The organism is Solwaraspora sp. WMMA2101 (genome assembly GCF_049179175.1).
In the GTDB taxonomy this organism is placed as follows: domain Bacteria; phylum Actinomycetota; class Actinomycetes; order Mycobacteriales; family Micromonosporaceae; genus Micromonospora_E.
Genome location: NZ_JBMHMA010000006.1, coordinates 2,603,540 through 2,626,806 on the forward strand (window position 1 = coordinate 2,603,540; position 23,267 = coordinate 2,626,806).

General features: G+C 72.0%; 22 protein-coding genes. 9 read left to right on the forward strand and 13 right to left on the reverse strand.

All coding sequences use genetic code 11. The features are described 5' to 3' along the window. The first annotated feature begins 167 nt into the window (after positions 1–167). Both ACN28F_RS12625 and ACN28F_RS12630 read left to right on the forward strand, forming a co-directional pair. Positions 168–1,823, forward strand: a complete 1,656-nt coding sequence (locus tag ACN28F_RS12625; protein ID WP_421357873.1) for a hypothetical protein — start codon at positions 168–170, stop codon at positions 1,821–1,823. A 182-nt stretch (positions 1,824–2,005) separates the two neighbouring features. Then, positions 2,006–3,823 carry a dynamin family protein gene (locus ACN28F_RS12630; RefSeq protein WP_289208162.1) on the forward strand — a complete coding sequence of 606 codons (1,818 nt, stop codon included), beginning with the start codon at positions 2,006–2,008 and terminating at the stop codon, positions 3,821–3,823. 78 nt (positions 3,824–3,901) lie between these two features. Here ACN28F_RS12630 and ACN28F_RS12635 read toward each other — a convergent pair whose 3' ends face one another. Continuing rightward, a complete protein-coding gene (locus ACN28F_RS12635; protein ID WP_289208163.1) occupies positions 3,902–4,573 on the reverse strand; it encodes a hypothetical protein in 672 nt (223 codons plus the stop codon). Positions 4,574–4,777: 204 nt separating this feature from the next. Between ACN28F_RS12635 and ACN28F_RS12640 the strand changes: the two genes are divergently transcribed. Beyond that, positions 4,778–5,356 carry a hypothetical protein gene (locus tag ACN28F_RS12640; protein ID WP_421357875.1) on the forward strand — a complete coding sequence of 193 codons (579 nt, stop codon included), beginning with the start codon at positions 4,778–4,780 and terminating at the stop codon, positions 5,354–5,356. 57 nt (positions 5,357–5,413) lie between these two features. Here the strand turns inward: ACN28F_RS12640 and ACN28F_RS12645 are convergent, their stop codons facing one another. Together ACN28F_RS12645 and ACN28F_RS12650 are read right to left on the reverse strand one after the other, a co-directional pair. Further along, positions 5,414–6,316: an ABC transporter permease gene (locus ACN28F_RS12645; RefSeq protein WP_421357877.1), complete on the reverse strand. Its 903-nt coding sequence runs from the start codon at positions 6,314–6,316 to the stop codon at positions 5,414–5,416. Further along, positions 6,316–9,237 (reverse strand): alpha/beta fold hydrolase, encoded by a 2,922-nt coding sequence (locus ACN28F_RS12650; protein ID WP_421357879.1) that lies wholly within the window; start codon positions 9,235–9,237, stop codon positions 6,316–6,318. The genes ACN28F_RS12645 and ACN28F_RS12650 overlap by 1 nt, the downstream gene beginning before the upstream one ends. 100 nt (positions 9,238–9,337) lie before the next feature. Between ACN28F_RS12650 and ACN28F_RS12655 the strand changes: the two genes are divergently transcribed. Next, positions 9,338–11,581 carry an AAA family ATPase gene (locus ACN28F_RS12655; protein ID WP_421357881.1) on the forward strand — a complete coding sequence of 748 codons (2,244 nt, stop codon included), beginning with the start codon at positions 9,338–9,340 and terminating at the stop codon, positions 11,579–11,581. A gap of 66 nt (positions 11,582–11,647) precedes the next feature. Here ACN28F_RS12655 and ACN28F_RS12660 read toward each other — a convergent pair whose 3' ends face one another. Both ACN28F_RS12660 and ACN28F_RS12665 read right to left on the reverse strand, forming a co-directional pair. After that, positions 11,648–12,214 (reverse strand): GNAT family N-acetyltransferase, encoded by a 567-nt coding sequence (locus ACN28F_RS12660; RefSeq protein WP_421357883.1) that lies wholly within the window; start codon positions 12,212–12,214, stop codon positions 11,648–11,650. Between the two features lie 150 nt (positions 12,215–12,364). Beyond that, on the reverse strand, positions 12,365–13,228 hold the full coding sequence (locus ACN28F_RS12665; RefSeq protein WP_421357885.1) for a hypothetical protein: 864 nt from the start codon (positions 13,226–13,228) through the stop codon (positions 12,365–12,367). Between the two features lie 122 nt (positions 13,229–13,350). Here ACN28F_RS12665 and ACN28F_RS12670 point away from each other — a divergent pair, with 122 nt between their 5' ends. Next, entirely contained in the window at positions 13,351–13,563 is a 213-nt protein-coding gene (locus tag ACN28F_RS12670) for a hypothetical protein (protein WP_289208169.1), read from the forward strand. A gap of 32 nt (positions 13,564–13,595) precedes the next feature. Here ACN28F_RS12670 and ACN28F_RS12675 read toward each other — a convergent pair whose 3' ends face one another. From ACN28F_RS12675 to ACN28F_RS12690, 4 genes are all read right to left on the reverse strand, one after another. After that, positions 13,596–14,006, reverse strand: a complete 411-nt coding sequence (locus ACN28F_RS12675) for a DUF3263 domain-containing protein (protein WP_289208170.1) — start codon at positions 14,004–14,006, stop codon at positions 13,596–13,598. Positions 14,007–14,117: 111 nt separating this feature from the next. Continuing rightward, positions 14,118–15,128, reverse strand: a complete 1,011-nt coding sequence (locus ACN28F_RS12680) for an ABC transporter permease subunit (protein WP_289208171.1) — start codon at positions 15,126–15,128, stop codon at positions 14,118–14,120. Further along, complete coding sequence (locus tag ACN28F_RS12685) at positions 15,128–16,132, reverse strand: ABC transporter ATP-binding protein (RefSeq protein ID WP_289208172.1); 1,005 nt, start codon at positions 16,130–16,132, stop codon at positions 15,128–15,130. The genes ACN28F_RS12680 and ACN28F_RS12685 overlap by 1 nt, the downstream gene beginning before the upstream one ends. 88 nt (positions 16,133–16,220) lie before the next feature. Further along, entirely contained in the window at positions 16,221–17,006 is a 786-nt protein-coding gene (locus tag ACN28F_RS12690) for a DeoR/GlpR family DNA-binding transcription regulator (protein WP_289210729.1), read from the reverse strand. Positions 17,007–17,210: 204 nt separating this feature from the next. On the opposite strand from ACN28F_RS12690, the gene ACN28F_RS12695 reads away from it, so the two are divergent. The 3 genes from ACN28F_RS12695 to nagA are packed head-to-tail and all read left to right on the forward strand — an operon-like array spanning position 17,211 to position 20,328. Then, positions 17,211–18,140 (forward strand): SIS domain-containing protein, encoded by a 930-nt coding sequence (locus ACN28F_RS12695; protein ID WP_421357888.1) that lies wholly within the window; start codon positions 17,211–17,213, stop codon positions 18,138–18,140. Positions 18,141–18,190: 50 nt separating this feature from the next. Then, on the forward strand, positions 18,191–19,204 hold the full coding sequence (locus tag ACN28F_RS12700; protein WP_421361381.1) for an ROK family protein: 1,014 nt from the start codon (positions 18,191–18,193) through the stop codon (positions 19,202–19,204). Continuing rightward, on the forward strand, positions 19,201–20,328 hold the full coding sequence (gene nagA / locus ACN28F_RS12705) for an N-acetylglucosamine-6-phosphate deacetylase (protein WP_421357889.1): 1,128 nt from the start codon (positions 19,201–19,203) through the stop codon (positions 20,326–20,328). Before ACN28F_RS12700 ends, nagA begins: the two co-directional genes overlap by 4 nt. A 7-nt stretch (positions 20,329–20,335) precedes the next feature. Here the strand turns inward: nagA and ACN28F_RS12710 are convergent, their stop codons facing one another. From ACN28F_RS12710 to ACN28F_RS12720, 3 genes are all read right to left on the reverse strand, one after another. After that, entirely contained in the window at positions 20,336–20,593 is a 258-nt protein-coding gene (locus tag ACN28F_RS12710; RefSeq protein WP_289208175.1) for a hypothetical protein, read from the reverse strand. 20 nt (positions 20,594–20,613) lie between these two features. After that, a complete protein-coding gene (locus ACN28F_RS12715) occupies positions 20,614–20,871 on the reverse strand; it encodes a hypothetical protein (RefSeq protein WP_289208176.1) in 258 nt (85 codons plus the stop codon). A 317-nt stretch (positions 20,872–21,188) separates the two neighbouring features. Continuing rightward, complete coding sequence (locus ACN28F_RS12720) at positions 21,189–21,953, reverse strand: GntR family transcriptional regulator (protein WP_289208177.1); 765 nt, start codon at positions 21,951–21,953, stop codon at positions 21,189–21,191. Between the two features lie 51 nt (positions 21,954–22,004). Between ACN28F_RS12720 and ACN28F_RS12725 the strand changes: the two genes are divergently transcribed. Beyond that, positions 22,005–22,463: an NUDIX hydrolase gene (locus ACN28F_RS12725; RefSeq protein WP_289208178.1), complete on the forward strand. Its 459-nt coding sequence runs from the start codon at positions 22,005–22,007 to the stop codon at positions 22,461–22,463. A 483-nt stretch (positions 22,464–22,946) separates the two neighbouring features. Here ACN28F_RS12725 and ACN28F_RS12730 read toward each other — a convergent pair whose 3' ends face one another. Further along, positions 22,947–23,084 carry a hypothetical protein gene (locus ACN28F_RS12730; protein ID WP_289208179.1) on the reverse strand — a complete coding sequence of 46 codons (138 nt, stop codon included), beginning with the start codon at positions 23,082–23,084 and terminating at the stop codon, positions 22,947–22,949. Positions 23,085–23,267: the final 183 nt, after the last annotated feature.

The following is a 23,267-nucleotide window of genomic DNA, read 5'->3' on the forward strand; positions in this document are numbered from 1 at the left end:
CTGTCGGTTGGCCGACGCGGGCTTGGTGCCACCCCCTAGACCCCCGAAGCTGGCAGGGGGGAAGCCCCGATGCGACGGGTGAGCACCGACCCGCACTCTTGTACCTGTCCGGCCGGTCAGGACGGACCACGAACCCGACGAACCCCTAACCCCCCAGGAGACACATCATGGCCGCGGTAGAAGTCACCCCGCTGATCATCGAGCAGATCAAGAACCTCTTCGACAAGGTGTTCAGCAGCGAGGCGGAGACCGCCAAGTTCCTCGCCGACCCGGAGGGCGCGTTCGCCGCCAACGGGATCGACGCGGAGACGCTGAACGAGCTCGACATCAACCAGATCGTCAACGAGGCGGCCTTCGGTAGCAGTGAGGGTCCGTCCAGCGGGGGCGGTTTCTCCGGCGGGGGCGGCGGCGGGGGCGGCTTCGCTGGTGGGGGGACCGGCGGGGGCGGCGGGGGCGGCTTCGCCGGTGGGGGGACCGGTGGCGGCGGCGGGGGCGGCTTCGCCGGCGGTGGGGGTGGCGGCGGCGCCGGTGGGGGCTTCGGTGCCGGCGCCGCCGCCAACGTGCCGACCCCGGAGGTCGTCCAGCAGGTGACCCAGGTGACCCAGAACTTCACCAACCAGAACTTCATCGACAACTCGCAGAGCTTCACCGACAACTCCATCGACAACTCGGTGGACCTGGACGTGGACGGACCGGTGCTCGGCGACATCGACGTCGAGACCGAAAACCTCAACCAGACCGGGGACGGCAACGTCGCCAACACCGGGTCCGGGGACGTCAACGCGGCGACCGGCGACGGCGCCGTGGCTCAGCAGGGCGACGGCGACCAGGTCGCCGCCACCGGTGGGTCGGTGGCGGCCGGCGACGACGCCTTCGGCGTCACCGGGGACAACTCCTCGCTGGAGTTCGTCGACGGCGACAAGGTGACCGCCGGCGACGGGGCCGTGATCGGCACCGGCGACGGCGACGTGCTCGGCGCGACCGGCGACGGCGCGTTCCTCGGCAACTCGGAGTCCGGCGACGTGGTCGGCAACACCGGCGACAACGCCGTCACCGCCGGCGACGACATCGACGGCGTGGTCAACACCGGACTCAACACCGGGGTGATCGCCGACGGCGACGTCGACCGGACCGTGCTGGGCGACAACACCGGCATCGTCGCCGACGACGTCGACAAGGCCGTGGTCGGCGACAACAACCAGGCCGCCCAGTTCGACATCGACACCAGCGGCGCGGCCGGCGGCGACGCCAGCGGCACCGGCGGGGCCGGCGGTGACGGCGGAAACGCCAACGCCGCCGGTGGCAGCGGCGGCGACGGCGCGACCGGCGTCGGGGCCGGCGTGGGGACCGGCGTCGGCGTGGGCCGGGGCAAGGGCGAAGGCAGTGGCGAGGGCGAGGGCGAAGGCGGGGCCGGCGGGGCCGGCGGGGCCGGCGGCACCGCGACCGGTGGCAGCGCTGCCGGTGGCGCCGGTACCGGCGGTGACGCCAGCGGCGGTGCCGGTGGCGCGCTGGGGCCGATCAACATCAACTTCGGTGGCGGCAGCCAGCAGAACACCACCGACTCCCGGATCGAGGACTCCTCGCTGGCCTCCGGCGGGAACTCGACCAGCAACCAGGACTCGTTCAACGACCAGTCCACCAACGACTCGTTCAACGACCAGTCGACCGACAACTCGGTCAACACGGACGACTCGTTCAACCAGGAGGACTCGTTCAACCAGGAGGACTCCTTCAACACGGAGGACTCGTTCACGACCGACGACTCGTTCAACAACAACAACACCGCCGAGGCGACCGCTCCGGACCCGACCCTCGGGGCGTGACCGGACGACAACTGAGCGGGCCGGACGTCGTACGGCGTCCGGCCCGGTGAGCGCCAACGTGGCGTGGCAGGTCCGGCCGGGGCCTGCCACGCCACGTTGGCGCTCACCCTGCTTTGCCTGCCGACCACCTACCGGCCGACCACCCGCCTGCCGATACCCACCTCACTACCGCAGGAGCGACGTTGACCGCGAAAACGACACCCCCGGACGCTGACGGCACACTGCAACGGGCGACTCAGATCGTCGACCTCGCGGCGCGCGCCTGCGAGGCGTACGACCGCCCCGATCTCGGTCGCCGGCTGGCCACCATCCGCACCACCCTGTCCGACCCGGTGGTGCACGTCGTGGTCGTCGGCGAGTTCAAACAGGGCAAGAGTTCACTGGTGAACGCGCTGGTCGGGACGAAGATCTGCCCGGTCGACGACGATGTGGCCACGGTCCTGCCCACGTACCTGCGGCACGGCCCGCAGCCGTCGGCGCAGCTGCTGTTCAGCGACGACCCGGCCCGGCGGGAGCCGCTGGCGATCGACCAGGTCTCCGACGTGGTCCTGGAGCGCACCACCGGCGACGACGTCCCGACGGGGATCGCCGGGGTGGAGATCCGGCTCCCCCGCAACATCCTGTCCAACGGCCTGGTCCTGGTCGACACCCCCGGGGTCGGCGGGCTGGGCTCGGTGCACGCGGCGTCCAGCCTGGCCGCCGCGTCGATGGCCGACGCGCTGCTGTTCGTCACCGACGCCGCGCAGGAGCTGACCCGCAGCGAACTGGACTTCCTGCGGCAGGCCCGCGAGGTCTGTCCGACCGTGATGTGCGTGATGACCAAGACGGACTTCTATCCGCACTGGCGCAAGATCCGTGACCTGAACACCGGCCACCTCAGCCGTGAGGTGCAGATGCCGATCGTCCCGGTGTCGTCCGCGCTGCGCCTGCGCGCGGTCGCCGGCAACGACAAGGAACTGAACGTCGAATCCGGGTTCCCCGAGCTGGTCAAGTTCGTCACGCAACGGGTCGCCGGTGGCGCGGCGACCCGGGTCGCCGCGCAGGCCGCCGCGTCGGTGGTGGGGATCTGCGAACAGATGGAGAACCAGTTCACGGCGGAACACGCCGCGCTCGCCGACCCGGAGGCGGCGGCGAAGGTGGTGCACGAACTCAACGCGGTGAAGCAGCGGGTCGAGTCGCTCAAGGCCGCGGCGGCGAAGTGGCAGCAGACGCTGAGCGACGGCATCTCCGACCTGAACGCCGACGTCGACCACGACCTGCGTGGTCGGCTCCGCCGAATCCTCGAGGAGGCGGACGCCGCGATCGAGGAGATCGACCCCGCCGACGCCTGGGACGAGACCGAACGGTGGTTGCAGGCCAGGGTCTCCAACGAGCTGCTGGCCAACTACATGATGCTGCGCGACCGGGCGATGAGCCTCAGCGACGACGTGGCCCTGCACTTCCAGGAGGCCGCCGGCGAGGTGCTGCGGCACGTCGCGATCCCCGACCCGGTTCCGCTGGTCGGCAGCGCCCAGGTGGAACACAAGATCGAGCTGGCCAAGATGAAGCTCGGCAAGCAGGCGATGGTGGCGCTCAAGAGCGCGTACGGCGGCGCACTGATGTTCGTCATGCTCGGTTCGTTGACCGGCATCGCGCTCGGTCCGATCGGGATCGGCATCGGGCTGGTGATGGGCCGCAAGGGTCTGCGGGAGGAGAAGAAGCGGCAGCGCGCCAACCGGCAGGGCCAGGCGAGGAACGCGGTCCGCCGGTACTGCGACGAGGTCAGCTTCGTGATGACCAAGGACTCCCGGGACACCCTGCGCCGGATCCAGCGGCAACTGCGCGACCACTACAGCGCGCTGGCCGAGGAGCTGTCCCGGTCCAACTCCGCCGCGCTGGCCGCCGCCGCGGAGGCGGCGCAACGGACCAAGGCCGACCGGGAGAGCCGGCTGCGCGACCTGAAGGCCGAGCTGGACCGGCTGCGGCAGTTGAAGGAGCACGCTGCCGCCATCGTCGGCTGAGCGCCGACCTGACCCGACCTGACCGACCGGTCCGACCCTGACCTGACCCTGACCAACATGGCGGGTCGGGTCAGGCGCTCAGCCTTCGTCGATGTCGTCGATCTCCGGGGTGCCGGCGGCGACCGGCGGCACCGCCCACGGATCATCGGACAGCAGCGCGTCGGTCGGCAGATCCGACCCGTCCAGCTGGCTGTCGTAGCCGGCCGGGCCAGCGGCACCCGACTCGGGCTCGATCGCATCGAGCATGTCCTGAGCAGGGTCGAGGCGGTCGACCGGGGCACCCTCGCCGTGTCCGAACGCCCCGTCGACCGTCAGCCCACCGGCAGACCCGTCGGCGGGCCCGGCGACGATCTCCCCCGGGCCGGTGACGCTGTCACCGCCGTCGACGCTGTCGGGGGCGTCAAGGTCCGCGCCCGGCTCGGCCAGCGCGTCGATCTCCGGCAGGTCGTCGAGCTCGGCTGCGTCGACCGGGGCCGCCGGGGCCGAGGCGAGCAGGTCGAGCGGCGCGGCGAGATCATCCGGTACGGCGCCCTCGCCGACGACCTGGCTGTGTGCCATGACGAACGGGGCCAGGTGCTCGGCCACCTCGACCGGGGCCGTCTCGGCGTAACTGACCACGGCCTGGGCCAGCAGCTCCGCCGGCAGATCCGCGTACCCGTTGGCGTCCAGCACGGCAGCCGCCTCGTCGAGGGCTGCGGCGTCGCCGGACAGCCCAGCGAAGATCTCGTGCAGCGAGCGCGCCGGTGCCATGACACCACTGTAGGAAGCATGGCACCGGTTGCGCCAAGGGGGACATCCCCAGGCGGTCCCCTAACTTGGCGCCCGCCGCCGACCGCCGTGCAACCTCCGCTGGCGGAGATCCGTCAAGGAGGCGTGACGGGATGAGCGATGACAAACCCGCTCGTACCAGATCAATTGTCCCGGCTCGTCCGCAGCACAAAGAGGAGAAACACCATGAACGAACCGCGCAGTCGTCGCCGTACCGGACCGATCGTCGCCGGCTCGGCCTTCGCCGCCCTGGCGATCGCCGGCGCGCTCGCCCTCGGCATGTACGGATACGGCGACTCGACCGCCGGGTCGTCCGACACCGGCAGCGTGACCAGCTCCGCCACCGGCGGCTCCGGCACGGCCGTGCAGCTGGTGGCGTACACCGGCAGCCAGCCGGAGGGCTACAAGCTGGCGACGGTGCCGCAGGGCTGGGTCGTGCAGGGCTCGGACGCCTGGTCGCTGGTCCTGGCCCCGGCCGACACCGCCGACACCGACCCGAACAGCCTCGCCGGCAAGATCGCCGTGTCGACGCAGGCCCAGATGCCCAGCGGGCTGCCGTCCGAGTCGGTCACGGTCAACGGCCTGGCCGGCCACCTGGTCACGATGGAGGACAACACCGACGGCCGGACCCTCTTCGTCGAGCAGCCCGGCGGCGGTTACCTGACCATCCAGGTCTGGGACGGTCTCGGCTGGACCGGTGAGCAGATCGTCGAGTTCGCCGGCGGCATCGAGGTCACCGGCGACGCCCAGCAGACCGTCGGCTGACCACCGCCGTCGGTGAGGGGCGGTGCCGCGGGTACCCGCGGCACCGCCCCTCACCGGTCAGGACGTGACGTCCTTACGGGTGAACCGCCAGTAGGCCACCGACAGGAAGACCGTGGCGTACGCCAACGCCGACACGCAGCCCTTGACGATGTCGTCGGTCTGCGTCGGCGTCGACAGCAACCCCAGCCAGGCGGTGCTGAAATGGGTCGGCAGGAAGTCCCGCAGCACCCCGAGCGCGGTGATCTGGTCCAGGATGCTGGACAGGATCCACAGCAGCACCGCGCCGCCGACCGCGCCGAGCGCCGCGTCGGTCGACACCGACAGCAGGAACGCCAACGACGCCACGATCAGCAGCACCACCGCCAGGTAGCCGACGATGCCCAGCAGCCGCAGCAGCCCTTCCCCGGCGGGGATCTCGGCGGCCACCGTCGAGCGCAGCGGCGACCAGCCGTACCGGACGGTGCCGACCAGCAACGCGGTCGCGGCCAGGACCAGCAGTGACAACCCCGAGTACGCCAGCGCGACGACCAGCTTCACCGTCAACAGCCGGGCCCGGGGCACCGGTACGGCCAGCAGGTACCGCAGGCTCCCCCAGCTCGCCTCGCTGGCCACGGTGTCCCCGCAGAACAACGCCACCGCCACCACCAGCAGGAACGACGACGACACGAAAATGGTGAACAGGGTGAAGTTCAGCCCGCCGGAGGTGGCCAACTCGACCAGGCTGGCGAACTCACCGCCGCCGTTGTCGTCGTCGCCGTCGTCGAACTCGAAGGCGATCAGCACGATCAACGGCAGCAGTGCCATGAAGCCCAGCGTCAACTGGGTGCGGCGGCGCGACGCCTGCCGACGTACCTCGGCCCACAACGGCAAGGTGACGCGGGCCCGGTAGCCGGCGGCGGCGCCGGAGCGCTGCGCCGCCCGGTCCGGCTGGCGCACGTCCGGCGATTCCACAGTGTTCATCAGCGGTCCCCGCTCCCCCGTGAGTTCTCGCCGACCAGGGCGAGGAAGGCGTCTTCCAGCCGGCGACGCGGCACCACCCGGTCCACCGCGACGCCGGCCCGGACCAGTTCGGCCACGACCTCGCTGCGGGCGGTGCCGTCGACGTCGACGATGAGCCCGCCGTTGTCGGCGGCGACGGCCCGGACGCCCGGCAGCCGGTCGAGGACCGCTTCGGCGGCGGCCACGTCGGAGACGTCGAACTGCACGCTCGGCGAGTCACCGACGATCTCGTCGACCGGCCCGGCGGCCACGATCCGGCCCTTGTTGACCACCACCGCGTGGGTGCAGGTCTGCTCGACCTCGGCCAGCAGGTGGCTGGAGACCAGCACCGCACGCCCGCCGGTGGCGTAGCGCTTGAGCACCCGGCGCATCTCGGCGATCTGCGGCGGATCGAGCCCGTCGGTGGGTTCGTCGAGCACCAGCAGCTCCGGCAGGCCCAGCATCGCCTGGGCGATGGCGAGCCGCTGCCGCATGCCGTGGCTGTAGTTGCGGATCCTGCGGTGCACCGAATCCCCGAGGCCGGCGATCTCCAGGGCCTCGTCGAAATGCGCGTCCGCCGCCGGGCGTCCGGTGGCCCGCCAGTACGCCCGCAGGTTCTCGATGCCGGACAGGTGCGGCAGGAACCCGGGCCCTTCGACCAGCGACCCGATCCGGGACAGCACCGGCGCGCCCGGCACCAGCCGGTGACCGAAGACCAGGATCTCCCCGGTGGTCGGCTGGGTCAGCCCCATCAGCACCCGCAGGGTGGTGGTCTTGCCGGCGCCGTTGGGCCCGAGCAGGCCGACGACCTGACCACGTTCGACGGTGAAGTCGACCCGTTCGACGGCGACGAACCCGTCGGCGTACTCCTTGCGCAGGTCACGTACCACCAGCGGAGTCTGGGCGTGCGCGGCGACCACCGTGTGGTCGGCCCGGCGCTGGCGTAGCCGCACGACGGTGACGACCACGACCAGCCCGATCACGATCGCCGCGACCAGCCCGGCGAGCACCCAGCGCCACAGCGCCGCCGAGGTGGCGATCGGCTCACCGGCCACCTGCGGCAGGGTCACCGGCGCGGCGTCGGCGGACCCGATCCCGACGGTGTAGACGGTCGGTTCGACCGGCGTGGCGTACGCCTGGTCGGAGGTGGCGACCACGATCCGCAGCCGGTTGCCGGCCTCGAACCGGTGCACGATCGCCGGCAGGGTCACCTCGACCGGTTGCGCCTGCGCGACGTCCGCCGGCAGGCCGGTCAGCCGTACCGGGGCGACCAGCCCGCTGGGCAGGCTCATCGTGCCGTCCGGGTCGACGTCGTACAGCTTGACGAACAGCACCGCCTCGCCGGTCGGCGACGCGGCCCGGATGGTCACGGTCGGCGCACCGACCACCTCGACCGGGTCGGCCAGCGGTGCCGAGTCGAAGTGGGTGTGCTGGCCGGGCAGTTCGCTGACCACCCCGCCGAGCAGGCCGGCCAGGCCGCCGGCCAACGGCAGCGACGAGATCGCCGCCGGGTTGCCGGCCGGCGGGTTCGCGACCGGCCGTGCCGGCCCGGTGACCTCGACGCTCGTCCGGTCGGTGCCGGCGGTGCCCGGGTAGTCGGCGATCCGGTAGCCGGTGGCCACCAGGCCCTGGTCCATCGCGTCGAAGCCGGCAACCCGCGACCAGGTGAAACTGTCGTCGGGGGCGGCCCCTGCACCGGCCACGTAGTGGTCGAGCCAGCCGGCGGTGAGGAACTTGACCCGGTCCTGGTCGTTGAGCGGGCCGGCCCCGCCGTCGTGCCCGCCGGTGTACCAGGCGACCCGCACCGGAGTGCCGTTCGCGGCGATTCCCCGGGCGTTGGCGTCGGCCTCGGCGAGCGGGAACAGGGTGTCGGCACCGCCCTGGATCAGCAGGGTCGGCGCGGTGACCCGGTCCAGTACGCGGTCCGGGCTGGCCTGGTCGAGCAGCGCCACCGCCTCCGGGGTGCCCCGGCCGGTGGTGGCGATCTGCAGGTAGGCGGCGCAGACCTCGGCGGCGAACCGCCCGCAGGCCACCCCGCCGGCCACCGGGTCCACCGTCGGGTCCACCGTCGGGTCGCCCGGACCGGTGCCCGGGGCGGTGCCTTGGTCGGCACCTGGATCGGCACCTGGATCGGCACCTGGATCGGTGCCTGGATCGGTGCCTGGATCGGGGGCTGGTTGTCCCGCGCCGATCGGCATCCCCGGACCGCCCGCGCTGACCCCGCCGCTGCCGAAGAACAGCCCGGCCCAGCCCTTCTTGAACACCCCGTCCACCGGGTCCGCGCCGGTGGCTTCCGGCAGGAACGACCCGGCCAGGTCGTTCCAGGTGATCATCGGCACGATCGCGTCGACCCGGTCGTCCGCAGCGGCCAGCAGCAACGCCAGCGCGCCGCCGTACGAGCCACCGACGACGCCGACCTGCGGATCCCCGTCGGCGTCGGTGCGCACCTCGGGGCGCGACGCCAACCAGTCGAGCAGCCGGGACGCGTCCCGGACCTCGTAGTCGGGGTTGTTCAGGTGGATCTGGCCACCGCTGGCGCCGAACCCCCGGGCGGTGTACGCCAGCACCGCGTACCCGAGGGCGGCCAGCTCCTCGGCGTCGGCGGCGACCGTCTGCTTGGAGCCGCCGAAGCCGTGCGCGAGCAGCACCGCCGGCACCGGCTGCGCCGCCGACGCCGACTTCGGCAGGTAGAACGTGGTGTCGAGGTCGACCGGCTGGTCACCGTCCGGGCCGGAGAGCACCGTGATCCGTTGCTCGGCGGTGGTGTACGGCACCGACTCCGGCCAGACCGCCCAGGTCACCACGGCGGCGACGACGGCGACCGCGAGCAGCCCGCCGGCCAGCCGCCGCTGGTAGGGCCGGGGCAGGGCACGGCGCAGCCGCGCGGACATCGGAGTCGGCATGAGCAAACCGTACGGTGCCCGCCCGCCGCCAACCTGTGAACCCTCTCAGCTCAGGTGCGCCGGCCGTCGCCGGGCGGCGCACGGCGGCTAGTCTCGGGCGGTGGCCGACCGTGAACTGACCCTGACCGCGAGCCTGCGACCTGCGGCGCTGGACGCCCGCCGGGGCATCGTCCGACTGCACCCGGAGGTGCTGGCCGCGCTGGGCATCACCGCTGGCACGCCGGTCCGGCTGACCGGGCGACGCAGCACCGCCGGGGTCGCCGCCCGCGCCGAGGCCGGCGCGAGCCGGGCCCTGCTGTACGCCGACGACCTGACCCTGGGCAACCTGGGGTTGCGCGACGGCGGCCAGGTGACGGTCACCCCCGTACCGCAGGTGGCCGCCCGGCGGGTGACGCTGGACGGGCCGGCGGAGATCGTCGCCGTCGTCAGCCCGGAGATGCTGCGCCTGGCGCTGCTCGGCAAGGTCGTCACCGCCGGCGACAACGTGTCGCTGCTGCCGCAGGACGTCTTCTCCGACGTCGCGCACCGGGGCCTGCTCGAGGCGGCCCGGCGCAGCCTGGCCAACGTCGTCGGGTACGCCTGGACCAGCACCCTGCTCACGGTGGCCTCGGCCGAACCGGCCGGGACGGCACCGGTTGCCGGAGACGCGGTCCTGGTCACCATGGACACCGTGGTCGGCTGGCGGCACGGACCGGTCACCCACGGCTCGACCGGTGAGGAGGTACGCCCGCTCGGTGCGGTGGCGCAGCCACCGGCAGCGGACTTCGTCGACGAGCCGCTGCCGCAGCTGGACGACCTGCCCGGCCTGCGCGCCCAGGCCGACGAGCTGACCGAACTGCTCGACCTGGGCTTCCACCACCGCGAGGTGCTGGCCCGGTTGGGCACCACCGTGTCGCTCGGCGTACTGCTCAGTGGGCCGGCCGGATCCGGCAAGTCGGCGCTGGTCCGCGCGGTCGCCGCCACCCTGGACGCCCGGGTCGAGGCGCTCTGGGCGCCGGAGGTCGCGGCACTGACCAACGACGCGGCGGCGCAGCGGCTGCGTCGCGCGGCCGAGTCGGTCCGCCGGGGTGACCCGGCGGTCCTGCTCATCTCGGACGTGGACGCGTTGGCCCCGCGCGACGAGCCCGGTCCGGTGTCCACGGTGTTCCGCCAGTTGCTGGCCGAGACGGTGGCCGCCGGCGCGGCCGTGGTCTGCACCACCAGTCACCCGGAGGCGCTGGATCCGGGCCTACGCGGGCCGGACCTGTTGGCGGTGCAGATCGCGGTGCCGCTGCCGGACACTGCGATGCGCCGGGAGCAGTTGACCGTGCTGACCCGGGGCATGCCGTTGGCCGAGGACGTCCGGCTGGACGACGTCGCCGCGCGTACCCCTGGTTTCGTCGCCGCCGACCTCGCCGCGCTGGTCCGCGAGGCCGGGGTACGGGCGGCGTTGCGGCAGAAGACGGCGGACGCGCCGCTGGTCGCGGCCGACGACGTCGAGGCGGCCCTGGAGGTGGTCCGGCCGACGTCGATGGCCACCTCCACGCTGGAGCTGGCCCAGGTCACTTTGGACGATGTCGGTGACATGGTCGAGGTCAAGCAGATGCTGACCGAGTCGGTGCTGTGGCCGCTGACCTACCCGGACACGTTCGCCCGGCTGGGGGTGCAGCCGCCGCGCGGGGTGCTGTTGTACGGCCCGCCGGGTTGCGGCAAGACGTTCCTGGTGACCGCGCTGGCCGGCACCGGCAAGGCGAACGTGTTGTCGGTCAAGGGTGCCGAACTGCTGTCCAAATGGGTCGGCGAGAGCGAACGGGCGGTCCGGGAGCTGTTCCGTCGGGCCCGGCAGGCGGCGCCGACGCTGGTCTTCCTCGACGAGGTGGACGCCCTCGCCCCGGTCCGGGGGCAGGCCTCCGACGGCGGCACCACCGACCGGGTGGTGGCGGCCCTGCTGACCGAGTTGGACGGGGTCGAGGCGCTGCGCAACGTGGTGGTGGTCGGCGCGACGAACCGCCCCGACCTGGTCGATCCGGCGCTGCTGCGGCCGGGCCGGCTGGAGCGGCTGGTGTACGTGCCGCCGCCGGACGGCGAGGCCCGGGTGGAGATCCTCAAGGCGTCGGCGAAGTCGGTACCGCTGGCCGAGGACGTCGACCTGGCCGAGTTGGCCGCGTCGCTGGACGGATTCTCGGCGGCGGACTGCGCCGCGCTGATCCGCGAGGCGGCGCTGGCCGCGATGCGGGAGTCGTTGGAGGCGTCGTCGGTGACGGCCGCGCACGTCGCGACGGCCCGGGAACGGGTCCGGCCGTCGCTGGACCCGGCGCAGGTCGCCTGGCTGGCCGCGTACGCCGACCAGCAGTCCCACCGCTGAGCGGTCTGTGCCCAGCGGCCTGTGGACCCAGCGGTCTGTGGCCCAGCGGCCTGCGGTGCGCTGGTGTCAGCCGGCTAAGTCGGTGCTGAACGCTTCGTCCAGCCAGAACCGGGCGCGCACCTGACCCTGCTCCACCTGGATGATCGCCCCGCAGCGACGCAGCAGGTTGATCGCGGCCCGGTTGGCGGGGGTGGTCCGGGCGACGACCAGTTGGGCACCGAGGCGCACCGCCTCGTCGAGCACCGCCCGCAGGGCGGCGGCACCGATGCCCCGGCCCCGGGCGGAGCGACCGAGCCAGATGCCGGTCTCCACGACGTCGGACGGGGCGTCGAGCCGGGTGAGCCGGACCCCGCCGACCACGTCACCACCGAGGGTGACCGCGTACATGATGGTGCCTGCGGGGCCGAAGTGGCCACCGCCGAAGTGCGCGCGGTGGAACTCGCGGAACGCGTCGCGGCGGGCGGCGGTCCACCCGGCCGGGCCCGGCACCGGGGGCATCACCTCGCCCGGCTCGGCCTCGGCCACGGCGGCGGAGAGCAACGGTTCCAACAGGTCGTCGCTCATCGGGGTCAACCGCACGTCATGCCGCACGGCGGCAGTCTTCCAGGCCGGTGCCGGCTCCGCCTTACTCATTCCGCACCTCCCACCTACCCAGCTTCGGACCCCTGTCCGGGTTATTTGCTCAGCGCCGGCGGTGGTGAAACGCCGCTGCCGGGCCCGGCGACCGTCCACCATCACCGCGTCGACCAGTTGTTCCAGCTCAGCAGGGATCGATGGCCGACATCACCCGCCATCGAAAAGACAAAATACGGCGGTGGCGTCGTCGTGCCGCTTGTGGCGGGGCACTGTCGTCAGGCTCACAGCACCGTCGGTCTCGGCGGCCCGTACCCGGCGGATGAGCTCGGCGGGCCCGGCGTTCGCCAGCAGGTCCAGCAGTCCGGGCCAGTCGAGGAGTCCGAACAGGTCGACGACGCGGGTCGCGCCGTCGGTGAGCAGGGCCGCCCGCCGGACCCGGCCCGGCCCGGTCAGCGGAAGCGTGCCGCAGAGCGCCCGGTCGGCGGCGGCCGGGTCGGCGGCCGCCACCCAGTAGCCGTCCGGGGTGTTGGTGTGCTGCCGCTGCCACTGGACGGCCCGGCGGTAGTCGGCCTCCTGTCGGGTGTCGGTGGCGGGTGGCTCACGCTGCCAGAGCCGGTCCATGGTGGCGGCGAGCCGGTCGTCGGCCACCACCCCGACCTGGCCGGCGACGTCGACGATCAGTGGGCTGTCGCAGAGCACCAGGTAGTCGAGGTGTCCGGAGGTGCGGCGCAGCAGGCACACGGTCGACGACGGAGTGCCGGGGTGGCCCAGGTCGCAGTCGCCGTCGTGGTCGCCGCGTACCGCCCGGACGGCCTCGGCGAGCAGGGCGGCCAGCGGGTCGGCCGGTGCGGTCGCGGCGGCGAGGGTGAGCCGGGCGGTGAGTCTGCGCACGTACCAGGCGGGTCCGTGCCGACAGCCGGTGTCGAAGCCGGCCGGTGCGGTGGCACCGTCCAGGACCGCCACCAGGTCGCCGTACTGCAGTGTCTGGTCCTCGTTGTCCGGTTGACCGGGAGCGGCGACCGAGCAGGCGTCCACCCGCATGGTCGGCACGGCGGGAATCACCCTGAGCATCTCCCACTAACTCTAGGCATCCGTTCGACTACCGAAGGTAGCTTGACCGGTAGGCGGGTGTCGAGGATCGCGGGCCGCGCGGCGGTCGGCCTCGACCCCGGGGGACACAGGGGGGCAGCGAAATGTTGCAGCAACTGCACGAGAAGGGCCTGCGGGCCGAACACATGTACGCCGCCGGCATCGCCAGCATCGCGCTGTCGTTCACCAGCTGGGTGCTGTCCAAGAAGTTCGAGGCGGCCGGGATCGAGCGGGCCGACCGGTGGGGCATCTTCGTCGGCGAGTGGGCACCCACCTTCATCGCCCTCGGCAACGGGCTGAAGATGTACGAGAAGTAAGGTCCGGAGAGGAACCGGAAGTAGGCTCCGCTTCAGCGGCGGCGGGCCCGCGACCGCGCGGCCCGCAGCCGCCGGAGCCGGGCCACCAGCACCGGCTCCGCCGCCAACGCCGCCGGGTTGTCCAGCAGTTGGTGCAGCAGCTGGTAGTAGCGGGTCGCGGAGAGCCCGAAGGTGTCCCGGATCGACTGTTCCTTGGCACCGGCGTGCTTCCACCACTGGCGTTCGAAGTCGAGAATCCGCTGTTCGCGCTCGGTCAACGAGGCGGACGCGGCCGGCACCGGCTCGGCCGGTGCCGCGTCGAGGTCGGACTCGACGTCCGGACCGGTGCCCGGACCAGTGTCCGGGTCGGCGTCCGGGTCGACCCGCTGCCGGGGAACGTTCGTCGATGTCTGGGGCACCGCACCCGGCCCGGGTCCGGTCCGGGACTCGTCAGCAGCCGGCACCTCACCAGGGTAATCGCCGACCTGCCGGCCCGCATCAAACGCACCGGCCGATGTGTCGGCCGGCACCGCACAGGCATGATGGCCGGCACCGCGCCGGCGGCTCGGGTGATGTCAGGTGATGTCGCGCCGGCGCATCGTCCAGGCCGCCACCGTCAGCACCAGCGCCACCACGACCGCCATCAGCGCACCGGTGTGCACCCAGGTGAGTTCCGTCGTCGGCGGTACGCAGGCCGGAGCACCCGCGCATGCCCCGTAGTCGATCAGCTTGACGGACGAATCCATCCAGGCGATCCAGTAGACCGGCAGCAACCACGCCTCCGGATAGCGGGCGTCCACGACCTCGGCGAGGAAGCTCAACGCCGACTGCCCCAGCACCAGTACGCCGAGCACCCCGCCGAGGGCCAACGCGGTGTGCCGGCCGATCGCGGCCAGTCCGAAGCCGACCGCCGCCGCCGCGACGACCAGGACCACCACCCGCAGGTCGGCCAGGGCGAACGACTGCCAGTGTCCGGCGGTCACCCCGTCGGTCGACCCGCGCAGCGCGCCGATCATCCAGTGCGCGACCGTCCACAGCAGCACCGCCGGCACGGTAACCGCCACGACGCCGGTCAGCAGCGCGGCCAGCTTGGTGAACAGCACCCGCAGCCGCTGCGGTCGCCAGAGCAGCAGGTTCATCATCGCGCCGCTGCTCCACTCGGCGCCGACGAACGAGGCACCGGCGGCGAAGAACACCAGAAACAGCAGGCTGGTAACGGTGTAGAGGGTCGCCGGGAACTCGTCGGCGAAGATGAAGGTGATCGGGAGGTAGTTCACGGCCGGGAACGAGTCCCGGGTGGGCAGGCCGATGTCGGCGCAGTCCGGCGGGAACTGGTTGAGATCGGGTGAGCCGGAGGCGTGGCTGCGTTCACACTCGGCCTGCCACTGCTCGGTCCACTCGACGGCGGCCCGGAACTCCTGCTCAGCGGTGCGCTCGGCCTGCGCCAGCGCGGTCGGTCCGACCCTCTGGTTCTGCAGGAACGTCGCGACGACGACCGTGGCGAGGACCAGCAGGGCGGCGAGGGTGAGGTAGCGGACGAAGCGCCGCTTGACGAGGCGACGTAGTTCCGCCCGGTACAGCCCCATCACACTGCTCCCGCTTCGCCGTCGCCGGTCAACTCCAGGAAGACACTTTCCAGGTCCGCGGTGACCGGGGCCAGTTCGCTGACGTACAGGTCGGCGGCGGCCAACGTACGGGTCACCCACTCGGGTGCGCTCACTCCGTACACCAGCAGGTGGTCTGGGTGGCGGGCGACGGTGACCGGTGCCGCGCCGCCCACGCCCGACGAGGCCGCGCCGCCCACGCCCGGCGGCGCTGCGGCCGTGCGGGCCACCTCAGCCGTGAGGGCCGCCTCGGCCGCCGGCAGGTCGGTGGCGGCCGGCAGGCGTACCCGCAGGCCGCCGCCGGAGTGCGCGGCCAGCACCTCGGCGACCGGCCCGGCGGTGACCCGCCGGCCCCGGGCGATGATGGTGACCGAGTCGCAGATGAGTTGGATCTCGCCGAGGATGTGGCTGGACAGCACCACCGTGGTGCCGCTGGCCACCAGGTCGCGCATCAGGGTGCGCATCTCGCGGATGCCGGCCGGGTCGAGCCCGTTGGCCGGCTCGTCGAGGATCAGCAGCTCCGGCTCCTTGAGCAGCGCCGAGGCCACGGCGAGGCGCTGACGCATGCCGAGGGAGTAGGTCCGGACCCGGTCACCGGCCCGGTCGGCGAGACCGACCAGCTCCAGGACGGCGGGCACCCGCTGCGGCGCCACCTCACCGGCCTGGGCCAGCAGCGACAGCGTGTCGCGGGCGGTGAAGTGCGGGAAGAACTGCGGGCTCTCCACGATGGCGCCGACCCGGCGGGTCACCTCGGGCAGGTGTTCGGGCACCGACCGACCGAGGACCTGCATCCGGCCGTCGTTGGCGGCGACCAGGCCGAGCAGCGTCCGCAGGGTGGTGGTCTTGCCGGAGCCGTTCGGGCCGAGGAAGCCGTGCACCTGGCCGGCCTCGACCCGCATGTCGAAGCCGTCGAGGGCGTGGCGGACCCCGCCGCGACGGCTGCGGTACGTCTTGCGCAGCCCGGATATCTCCAGTACGGCAGCCATCGGCCGTCCTCCTCCGTGTGCCCGCCGTCCGGACAGCGCACACCATACGCCGATCCGGGCTCAGGCGGTGACCACCGTCAGGCCGGATTCAGGCAGTGACCACCGTCAGGCCGAGTTCACGGAACGCGGCGACGGTACGCGGGTCCGCGCCGGAGTCGGTGACCAGCGTCGACACCCGCTCGATCGGGCAGATCCGGGCGAATGCGTGCCCGCCGAGTTTGGTCGCGTCGGCGATGATCACGACACGTTTGGCCCGCGCCACCATCAGGGCGTTCATCGACGCCTCGCCCTCGTGGTGGGCGGCGGCGCCGAGCTGCGGGTCGATGGCGTCGACGCCGAGCAGGGCGACGTCCAGGGTGACCTCCCGCAGCAGTGCCCCGCCCAGCGGTCCGACCAGTTCGAACGACTGCGGGCGGACCACTCCGCCGGCGACGACGATCTTCATCCGGGAACGGACCAGCAGCTCGTTGGCGATGTTCAGCGCGTTGGTGACCACGGTCAGTTGGGCGCCGTCCGCGCTGGTGTTCAGATCGGGCCGTACGGCGAGGGCACGGGCGACCTCGGTGGTGGTGGTGCCGCCGTTGAGGCCGACCACCATGCCGGGGGCGACGAGGGCGGCCGCCGCCGCGCCGATGCGCTGCTTCTCGGCGGAGTTCTTGGCGGTCTTGTAGCGCAGCGGCAGGTCGTAGGAGACGCCGTTGGCGACCGCGCCACCGCGCGTACGGGTGATCATCTGCTGCTGGGCGAGCTGGTCGAAGTCGCGCCGGATGGTCGCCTGGGAGACGTCGAGGCGCTCGGCGGCGTCCTCGACGGTGATTCGCCCACTGTCGGTGAGCAGTTCCAGCAGGGCGTTCCACCGCGCGTACCGGTCCATCCCGTCCCTTTCCGCCGCGATCGCGCAGACGGTGAGTAGTTTGCTGCACACTAATGCGCGAAACGCCCGGAGGGCAAAACTCCCGGCTGCGCGATCTTGGAAGTTTGTTGCCAGCCGGTCACCGCCGTGCGCACAATGACGCGCGAAAAGCTGTCTGTTCGAGCGGGAACGCGCAGCGTTCCCTGGCCAACAGGGAGGACGGCGATGACGTACGTCGACGCCGAGATCGCCAGCCAACCCGACTGCTGGCGACAGGCCGCCGCACTGGCCGCCACGTCCACCACTGCGCTGCCGGCGGCCGGCGAGCGGGTCGCGGTGGTCGGCTGCGGCACCTCCTGGTTCATCGCGATGGCCTACGCCGGGCTGCGGGAACGCGCCGGACACGGCGAGACCGACGCCTTCCAGGCCTCCGAGTTCCCGACCGGCCGACACTACGACCGCATCCTGGCGATCAGCCGCTCCGGCACCACCACCGAGATCACCGACCTGCTCGCCGCCGTCGCCGACCCGACCCGCAGCACGGTCCTCGTCGGCGACCCGGCCTCCCCCGCCGCCCACCTCGCCGGCCACGTCGTCGCGCTGCCCTTCGCCGACGAACGGTCGGTGGTGCAGACCCGCTTCGCCACCAGCGTGCTGGCCCTGCTCCGCGCCCACCTCGGTGCCGACGTCGCGGCGATCGCCGCCGACGCAGAGGTCACCGTCCGCGCCCCGCTGCCGATCAACCCGGCCCTGGTCGACCAGGTCACATTCCTCGGCCGGGGCTGGACCGTCGGGCTGGCCCACGAGGCGGCGCTGAAGTGCCGGGAGGCCGCCGGCTTCTGGTCGGAGGCGTACCCGGCGATGGACTACCGGCACGGCCCGATCGCGGTCGCCGGCCCGCACCGGATGGTCTGGGCGTTCGGCGAGATCCCCGACCACCTGGCCGACGACGTGGCCGCGACCGGCGCGGCCTTCGTGCACAGCCGCACCAACGGGGTGCACGCCATCCTCGACCGGTGGGCTGCCGGCCGGCAACCACTGGACCCGATGGCCGACCTGATCCTCGCCCAGCGGTTCGCCGTCGCCCTCGCCGACAGCCGTGGCCTGGACCCGGACAACCCCCGACACCTGACCCGCTCGGTCGTCCTGGCGTGAACGCACCGCCCGCCGACGGCCCAGCCGGCACCGCGCCGGTCGGCCCCGGGATCGTCGTCGCGCCCACCGGGGCCGAGGTGGTCGTCGCGCTCGACGTGGGCGGCACCGGCATCAAGGCCGCCCTGGTCAGCGCCGCCGACCGGACCGTACGGCACACCGAGCGGCGGCCCACCGGCGCGGCCCGGGGACCCGCTGCCGTGATCGACACCATCGGCGAGTTCGCCGGGGCGCTGGCCGACACCGCCCGCGCCGACGGACTCGTCCCGATCGGCGTCGGCGTCGTCGTACCCGGGGTCGTCGACGAGACCACCGGAGTGGCGGTCTGGTCGGCCAACGTCGGCTTCCGCGACGTACCGCTGCGGGACCTGGTGGCCGCGCGCACCGGCCTGCCGATGGCGCTCGGCCACGACGTACGCGCCGGCGGGATCGCCGAGGCCCGCATCGGCGCCGGTCAGGGCTGCCGGCACGTGCTGTTCGTCGCGGTCGGTACGGGGATCGCCGCCGCCGCGATCGTCGACGGCACCGGCTACCCGGGGGCGCACGGCGCCGCCGGTGAACTCGGCCACGTGGTGGTCCGCCCGGCCGGGCCGGTCTGCGGCTGCGGCCAGACCGGCTGCCTGGAAGCCGTCGCCTCCGCCGCCGCCGTGGCCCGCCGGTACGCCGAGCGGACCGGCACCCCCGGCGGCGACACGGCCGGTGCCGCCGCCGTGGCCCGCCGGGCGACCAGCGGCGACCCGGTCGCCGCGCAGGTGTGGGCCGAGGCGGTCGACGCGCTCGCCGACGGCCTGCTGATCGGCCAGGCGATGTACGACCCGGCGGTGGTGGTGCTCGGCGGCGGACTGGCCGAAGCCGGCGACCAGCTCCTCACCCCGCTGGCTGCGGCGATGCGCCAGCGGGCCACCTTCCACCGGGTGCCGCGTCTGGTCCGGGCGGCGCTCGGCGACGAGGCCGGCTGCCTCGGCGCCGCCCTGCTGGCGCTGGACACCGTACGGCGGGTACCGGACACCGTACGGCAGGTACCGGACACCGTACGGCAGGTACCGGACACGGAGGCGGCACCATGATGCTCCAGGGCCGGGTGGTCACCCCCGATCAGGTGATCGAACAGGGGTATCTGACCATCGACGGGCCGACGATCAGTGACGTCGGCAGCACCTCCGACACCGCGACCGGCAGTCTCTCCGACACCGCCACCCACACTGGCTGGCTGGTGCCCGGCTTCGTCGACCCGCACAACCACGGCGGCGGCGGGCACACCTTCACCACCGGCGACGCCGACGCGGCCCGGCAAGCCGCCGCCTTCCACCTGGCCCACGGCACCACCACCCTGCTGGCCAGCCTGGTCAGCTCGCCGGTCGAGCTGATGCACCAGGCAGTCCGGGCGTACGCCCCGCTGGTCGCCGACGGCACCCTCGCCGGGCTGCACTTCGAAGGCCCCTACCTGTCGGTCGTTCGGTGCGGCGCGCAGAACCCGGCGTACCTTCGCGACCCGGAGCCGGCCGAGCTGGCCGGGCTGCTCGACCTCGCCGCCGGCACCCTCCGGATGGTCACCCTGGCACCGGAGCGGGCCGGCGCGCTCGCCGCGATCACCCGCCTGGTCGACGCCGGGGTGGTGGCCGCGATCGGCCACACCGACGCCACCTACGACCAGACCCGGGCGGCGATCGACGCCGGTGCCACCGCCGGTACGCACGTGTTCAACGGGATGCGCCCGCCGCACCACCGCGAGCCCGGCCCGGTGTTCGCCCTGCTCGGCGACGACCGGGTGACCTGTGAACTGATCGCCGACGGGGTGCACCTGCACGATGGCACGCTCACCTTCGCGGCGTCGGTCGCCGGGCCCGACCGGGTCGCGCTGATCACCGACGCGATGGCCGCCGCCGGGATGCCCGACGGCGGGTACGAGCTGGGCGGGCAGTCGGTGACGGTGACCGACGCGGTAGCCCGGCTGACCCGGGACTCCTCGATCGCCGGCAGCACGTTGACCATGGACGCGGCGCTGCGCCGGGCGGTCACCGCCGGGATCGGCATCGTCAACGCCGTACGGATGACGGCGACCACCCCGGCGCGGCTGCTCGGGTTGGCCGGTAGCGTCGGGGCGCTCGCGCCAGGGTTGCGCGCCGACCTGGTCGAGCTCGACGACGACCTTCGGGTACGCCGGGTGATGCGGGCCGGCGTCTGGCAGTGAGCCACGGTCACCGGTTGGTCAGGATGCTGGTGGACGGCAGCCGATAGCCGAGTTGCTGGCCGTAGGTCATCAGGGGGCGCAGGGTCGGCAGCAGGGTGGTGGTCTCCGATCGCCAGTGGTGCCCCCGGTTGCCGTCGAGGCGGCGACGCTGGGCGGATGTCGTCTGCCGCAGCCGCAGGGCGCGCAGTCGCCGGGATGCCGTGGACCGGCCGGAGCGCCAGTCGAGCCAGCGCAGCCACCAGTCCCGCAGTACGTCGATGATCACTTCGTCTCCTTGGTCAATAGTCAGGTCGCGGTACGTTTGGGCAGTCGGTGGAGTCCGCGTCGTTGGACGAAGATCTCGCGCCGTTCCGTGGCGTTGCCGTGGCGGTCCATCACGTAGCCGGTGAGCCAGATCCAGCCGTCGTACGTCCACTTCCGGTCCACTGCGATCACCCGGAATCGGATGCTGCGGTCGTCCGCGAACTGGACGCTCGCCTCCCGCCCGATCAGCAGCACATCTCCTGGGCTCGGTTCCGGTGTCCGGAGCAGCCGGTTGTTCACCGGGTCATCCGTCGCCACATGGCCTTTCCACGCCGTCGGCGCCTCGTTCCATCGGCCAGGTGGCGCATCCGCAGTTGGGGCACCATCTGGATTTCACTCGGAACGACCACAGCCCCGCGCAGAAGCCGAGCAGCGCCGCCCCAACGACCGCGCCGATCTCCACCATCAGACCTCCGAATTGGTCGGGTTCACAACGGACCTCCTGTTCAGAGCGCCCCCTGGGGGCGACAGCTCGAAACGCCAACCACTCAAATACATGTGCACACGAGTCTACGTAGCCGGTCAACAATGTCTCGAACGTCGTCCAATTTGCGGTCTTAAGCCGGAAGGGAGTAAAAGAGCACGAATGCGGCACCATCCATCACGGTGTCGCAGACCTCGACAGGCCTACCGGACGCCACCGCCGTCCGCACGAGGTGCAGAACTGGTGACCCGGCAGGCAACGCGAGGATCCTTGCCTCTTCCTCAGTGGGCATCCGTGCGGTTGTCTCCTCGTCGTACCGCTCGAAGACGAAGCCCTGGTCCTCCATGCGGGCGTAGATGCCGCCAGGACCAGGGTTCGGCTCCGCGATCGGTGTACCGGAACCGATATCCATCGGGATGTAGGACGTGGCGTACTCGATGGGTTGGCCCTCGGCCAGGTACCGGCGGCGCCGGACCACTACCTCACTGCCGCGTGGGAGCCCTAGCCGATCCAGCACCTCAACCGGGGCTTGACCGGTCCCCACGTGCAGCACTTCGACAGTGAACCTGCGCTCGTTCGCCTCCATATCGACGGTGAAGGCCGCTTTGCCTTCCTTCCGCCGGGCAAACCGGTCCGACGAAAGCCGCTTGACCGGTGGCCGACGTCGGACGAACCAGCCCTTGCCGTGCTCGGCAACCACCAGACCGTCCGTAACGAGGACCGACAACGCCCTGCGCGCGGTCACCCTGCTGACCCCGTAGTCGTTGACCAGGGAGCTCTCCGAGGGAAGCTGTGCGCCCGGCGCGAGATCATGCCGCTCGATCGCCTCGCGGAGGTGGTCCGCGATCTGCCGGTAGACCGCTCGGTCACTGGCAGGGTCGATCTTGCGGATGCTCATCGTCAGACTCCAGGAGGTATACATGTGTTGACAACATGTTAACCTGCGTCCATGACCGATGCCACCGGCAGCCCGAGACACTCCGTCAGCGTCGCTGCCGTGATCGTCGATTCAGCCGGGCGAGTGCTGGTGACGCAACGTCGCGACAACGCCCACTGGGAACCGCCCGGTGGGGTGCTTGAACTTGAGGAATCCGTGCTGGACGGCGTACGCCGCGAGGTCTGGGAGGAGACAGGCCTTGTTGTCGAGCCGACTCGGCTCACCGGCGTCTACAAGAACATGCCCCGTGGCATCGTCGCGCTGATGTTCCGCGCCGAGGTCACCGGGGGAACTCTCTCGACGTCCGACGAGACGAGCCAGATCGAGTGGTGGACACCCGACACGGTGACGGAGCGGATGGACCCTGCCTACGCAGTCCGGATCCTCGATGCGCTCCGCGAGGACGGCCCGGCCGTCCGCGCCCACGATGGTGTCGCGTTGCTTACCGGTGTTGCCGCCCTGCCCCGCTGACCCCCCTGAACAGCCTGCTGCACCCAGCGCTGCGAGAGATCTCCCTGCATGTCGTTGGCCCCCGAGCAGGGCGGTCGTCGAGGCAGCGGACGGGGCCGTGGCGAAGTCGGCCCGCGCTCCGCGCGGTGTGGCCGAGCGCACGCCGCACCGGGCGCGCGGGAGCCATCCCGCCCGCCGTCAACCCGGGTGAGCCGAGCAGACCGCTGACGGACCCGCCCGCGTCCATACGCACGTCAAGCCGTCTTGACGTGGCGGGCGGCGGCCCGATCCACAGTGTGCGGGTCGACGGCAGACGGGATGGGGGTGGATGCCTCCCTATCGCTTCTCGCGGTGCAGAGAGGGAGGCCCTGAGACGGTGATCTTGGCTCGCCCTCAGCAGTTGACTACCCGGAAACCGGCGTGGAAGTGCCAAGTGGCCTGCTGCCGCGATCCAAAAGAAAACCCGGCCCCTCTAGGGGAACCGGGTGATGTATGCAGTGAACTCTAGCGCAGCCCGAGCAGTTCCCCGCGCCGGAATCCCATCGTGGCGGCGACCACGTACAGCGCGTACAGCAGGTGACCCTCGGCAGCCTTGAGCAGACCTCGTACCTGTTCAACCGACAGCCCCTTGCCGACCTTCAACGGGGCGATGGAATCCGGACCAGCTCGGCGACGTTGCGGGAGACGAGTTCTTCCCGCTTCGTATGCTGGAGCGCGTTGCGCAGAACAGCGTGCACGAACTGCACCTGAAGCGGGCTTTGGCTGCTTGCCGCAGCAACCGGGGTTGACATCAAAGTGACCCACATCGTCGGCTTCTACACCAAC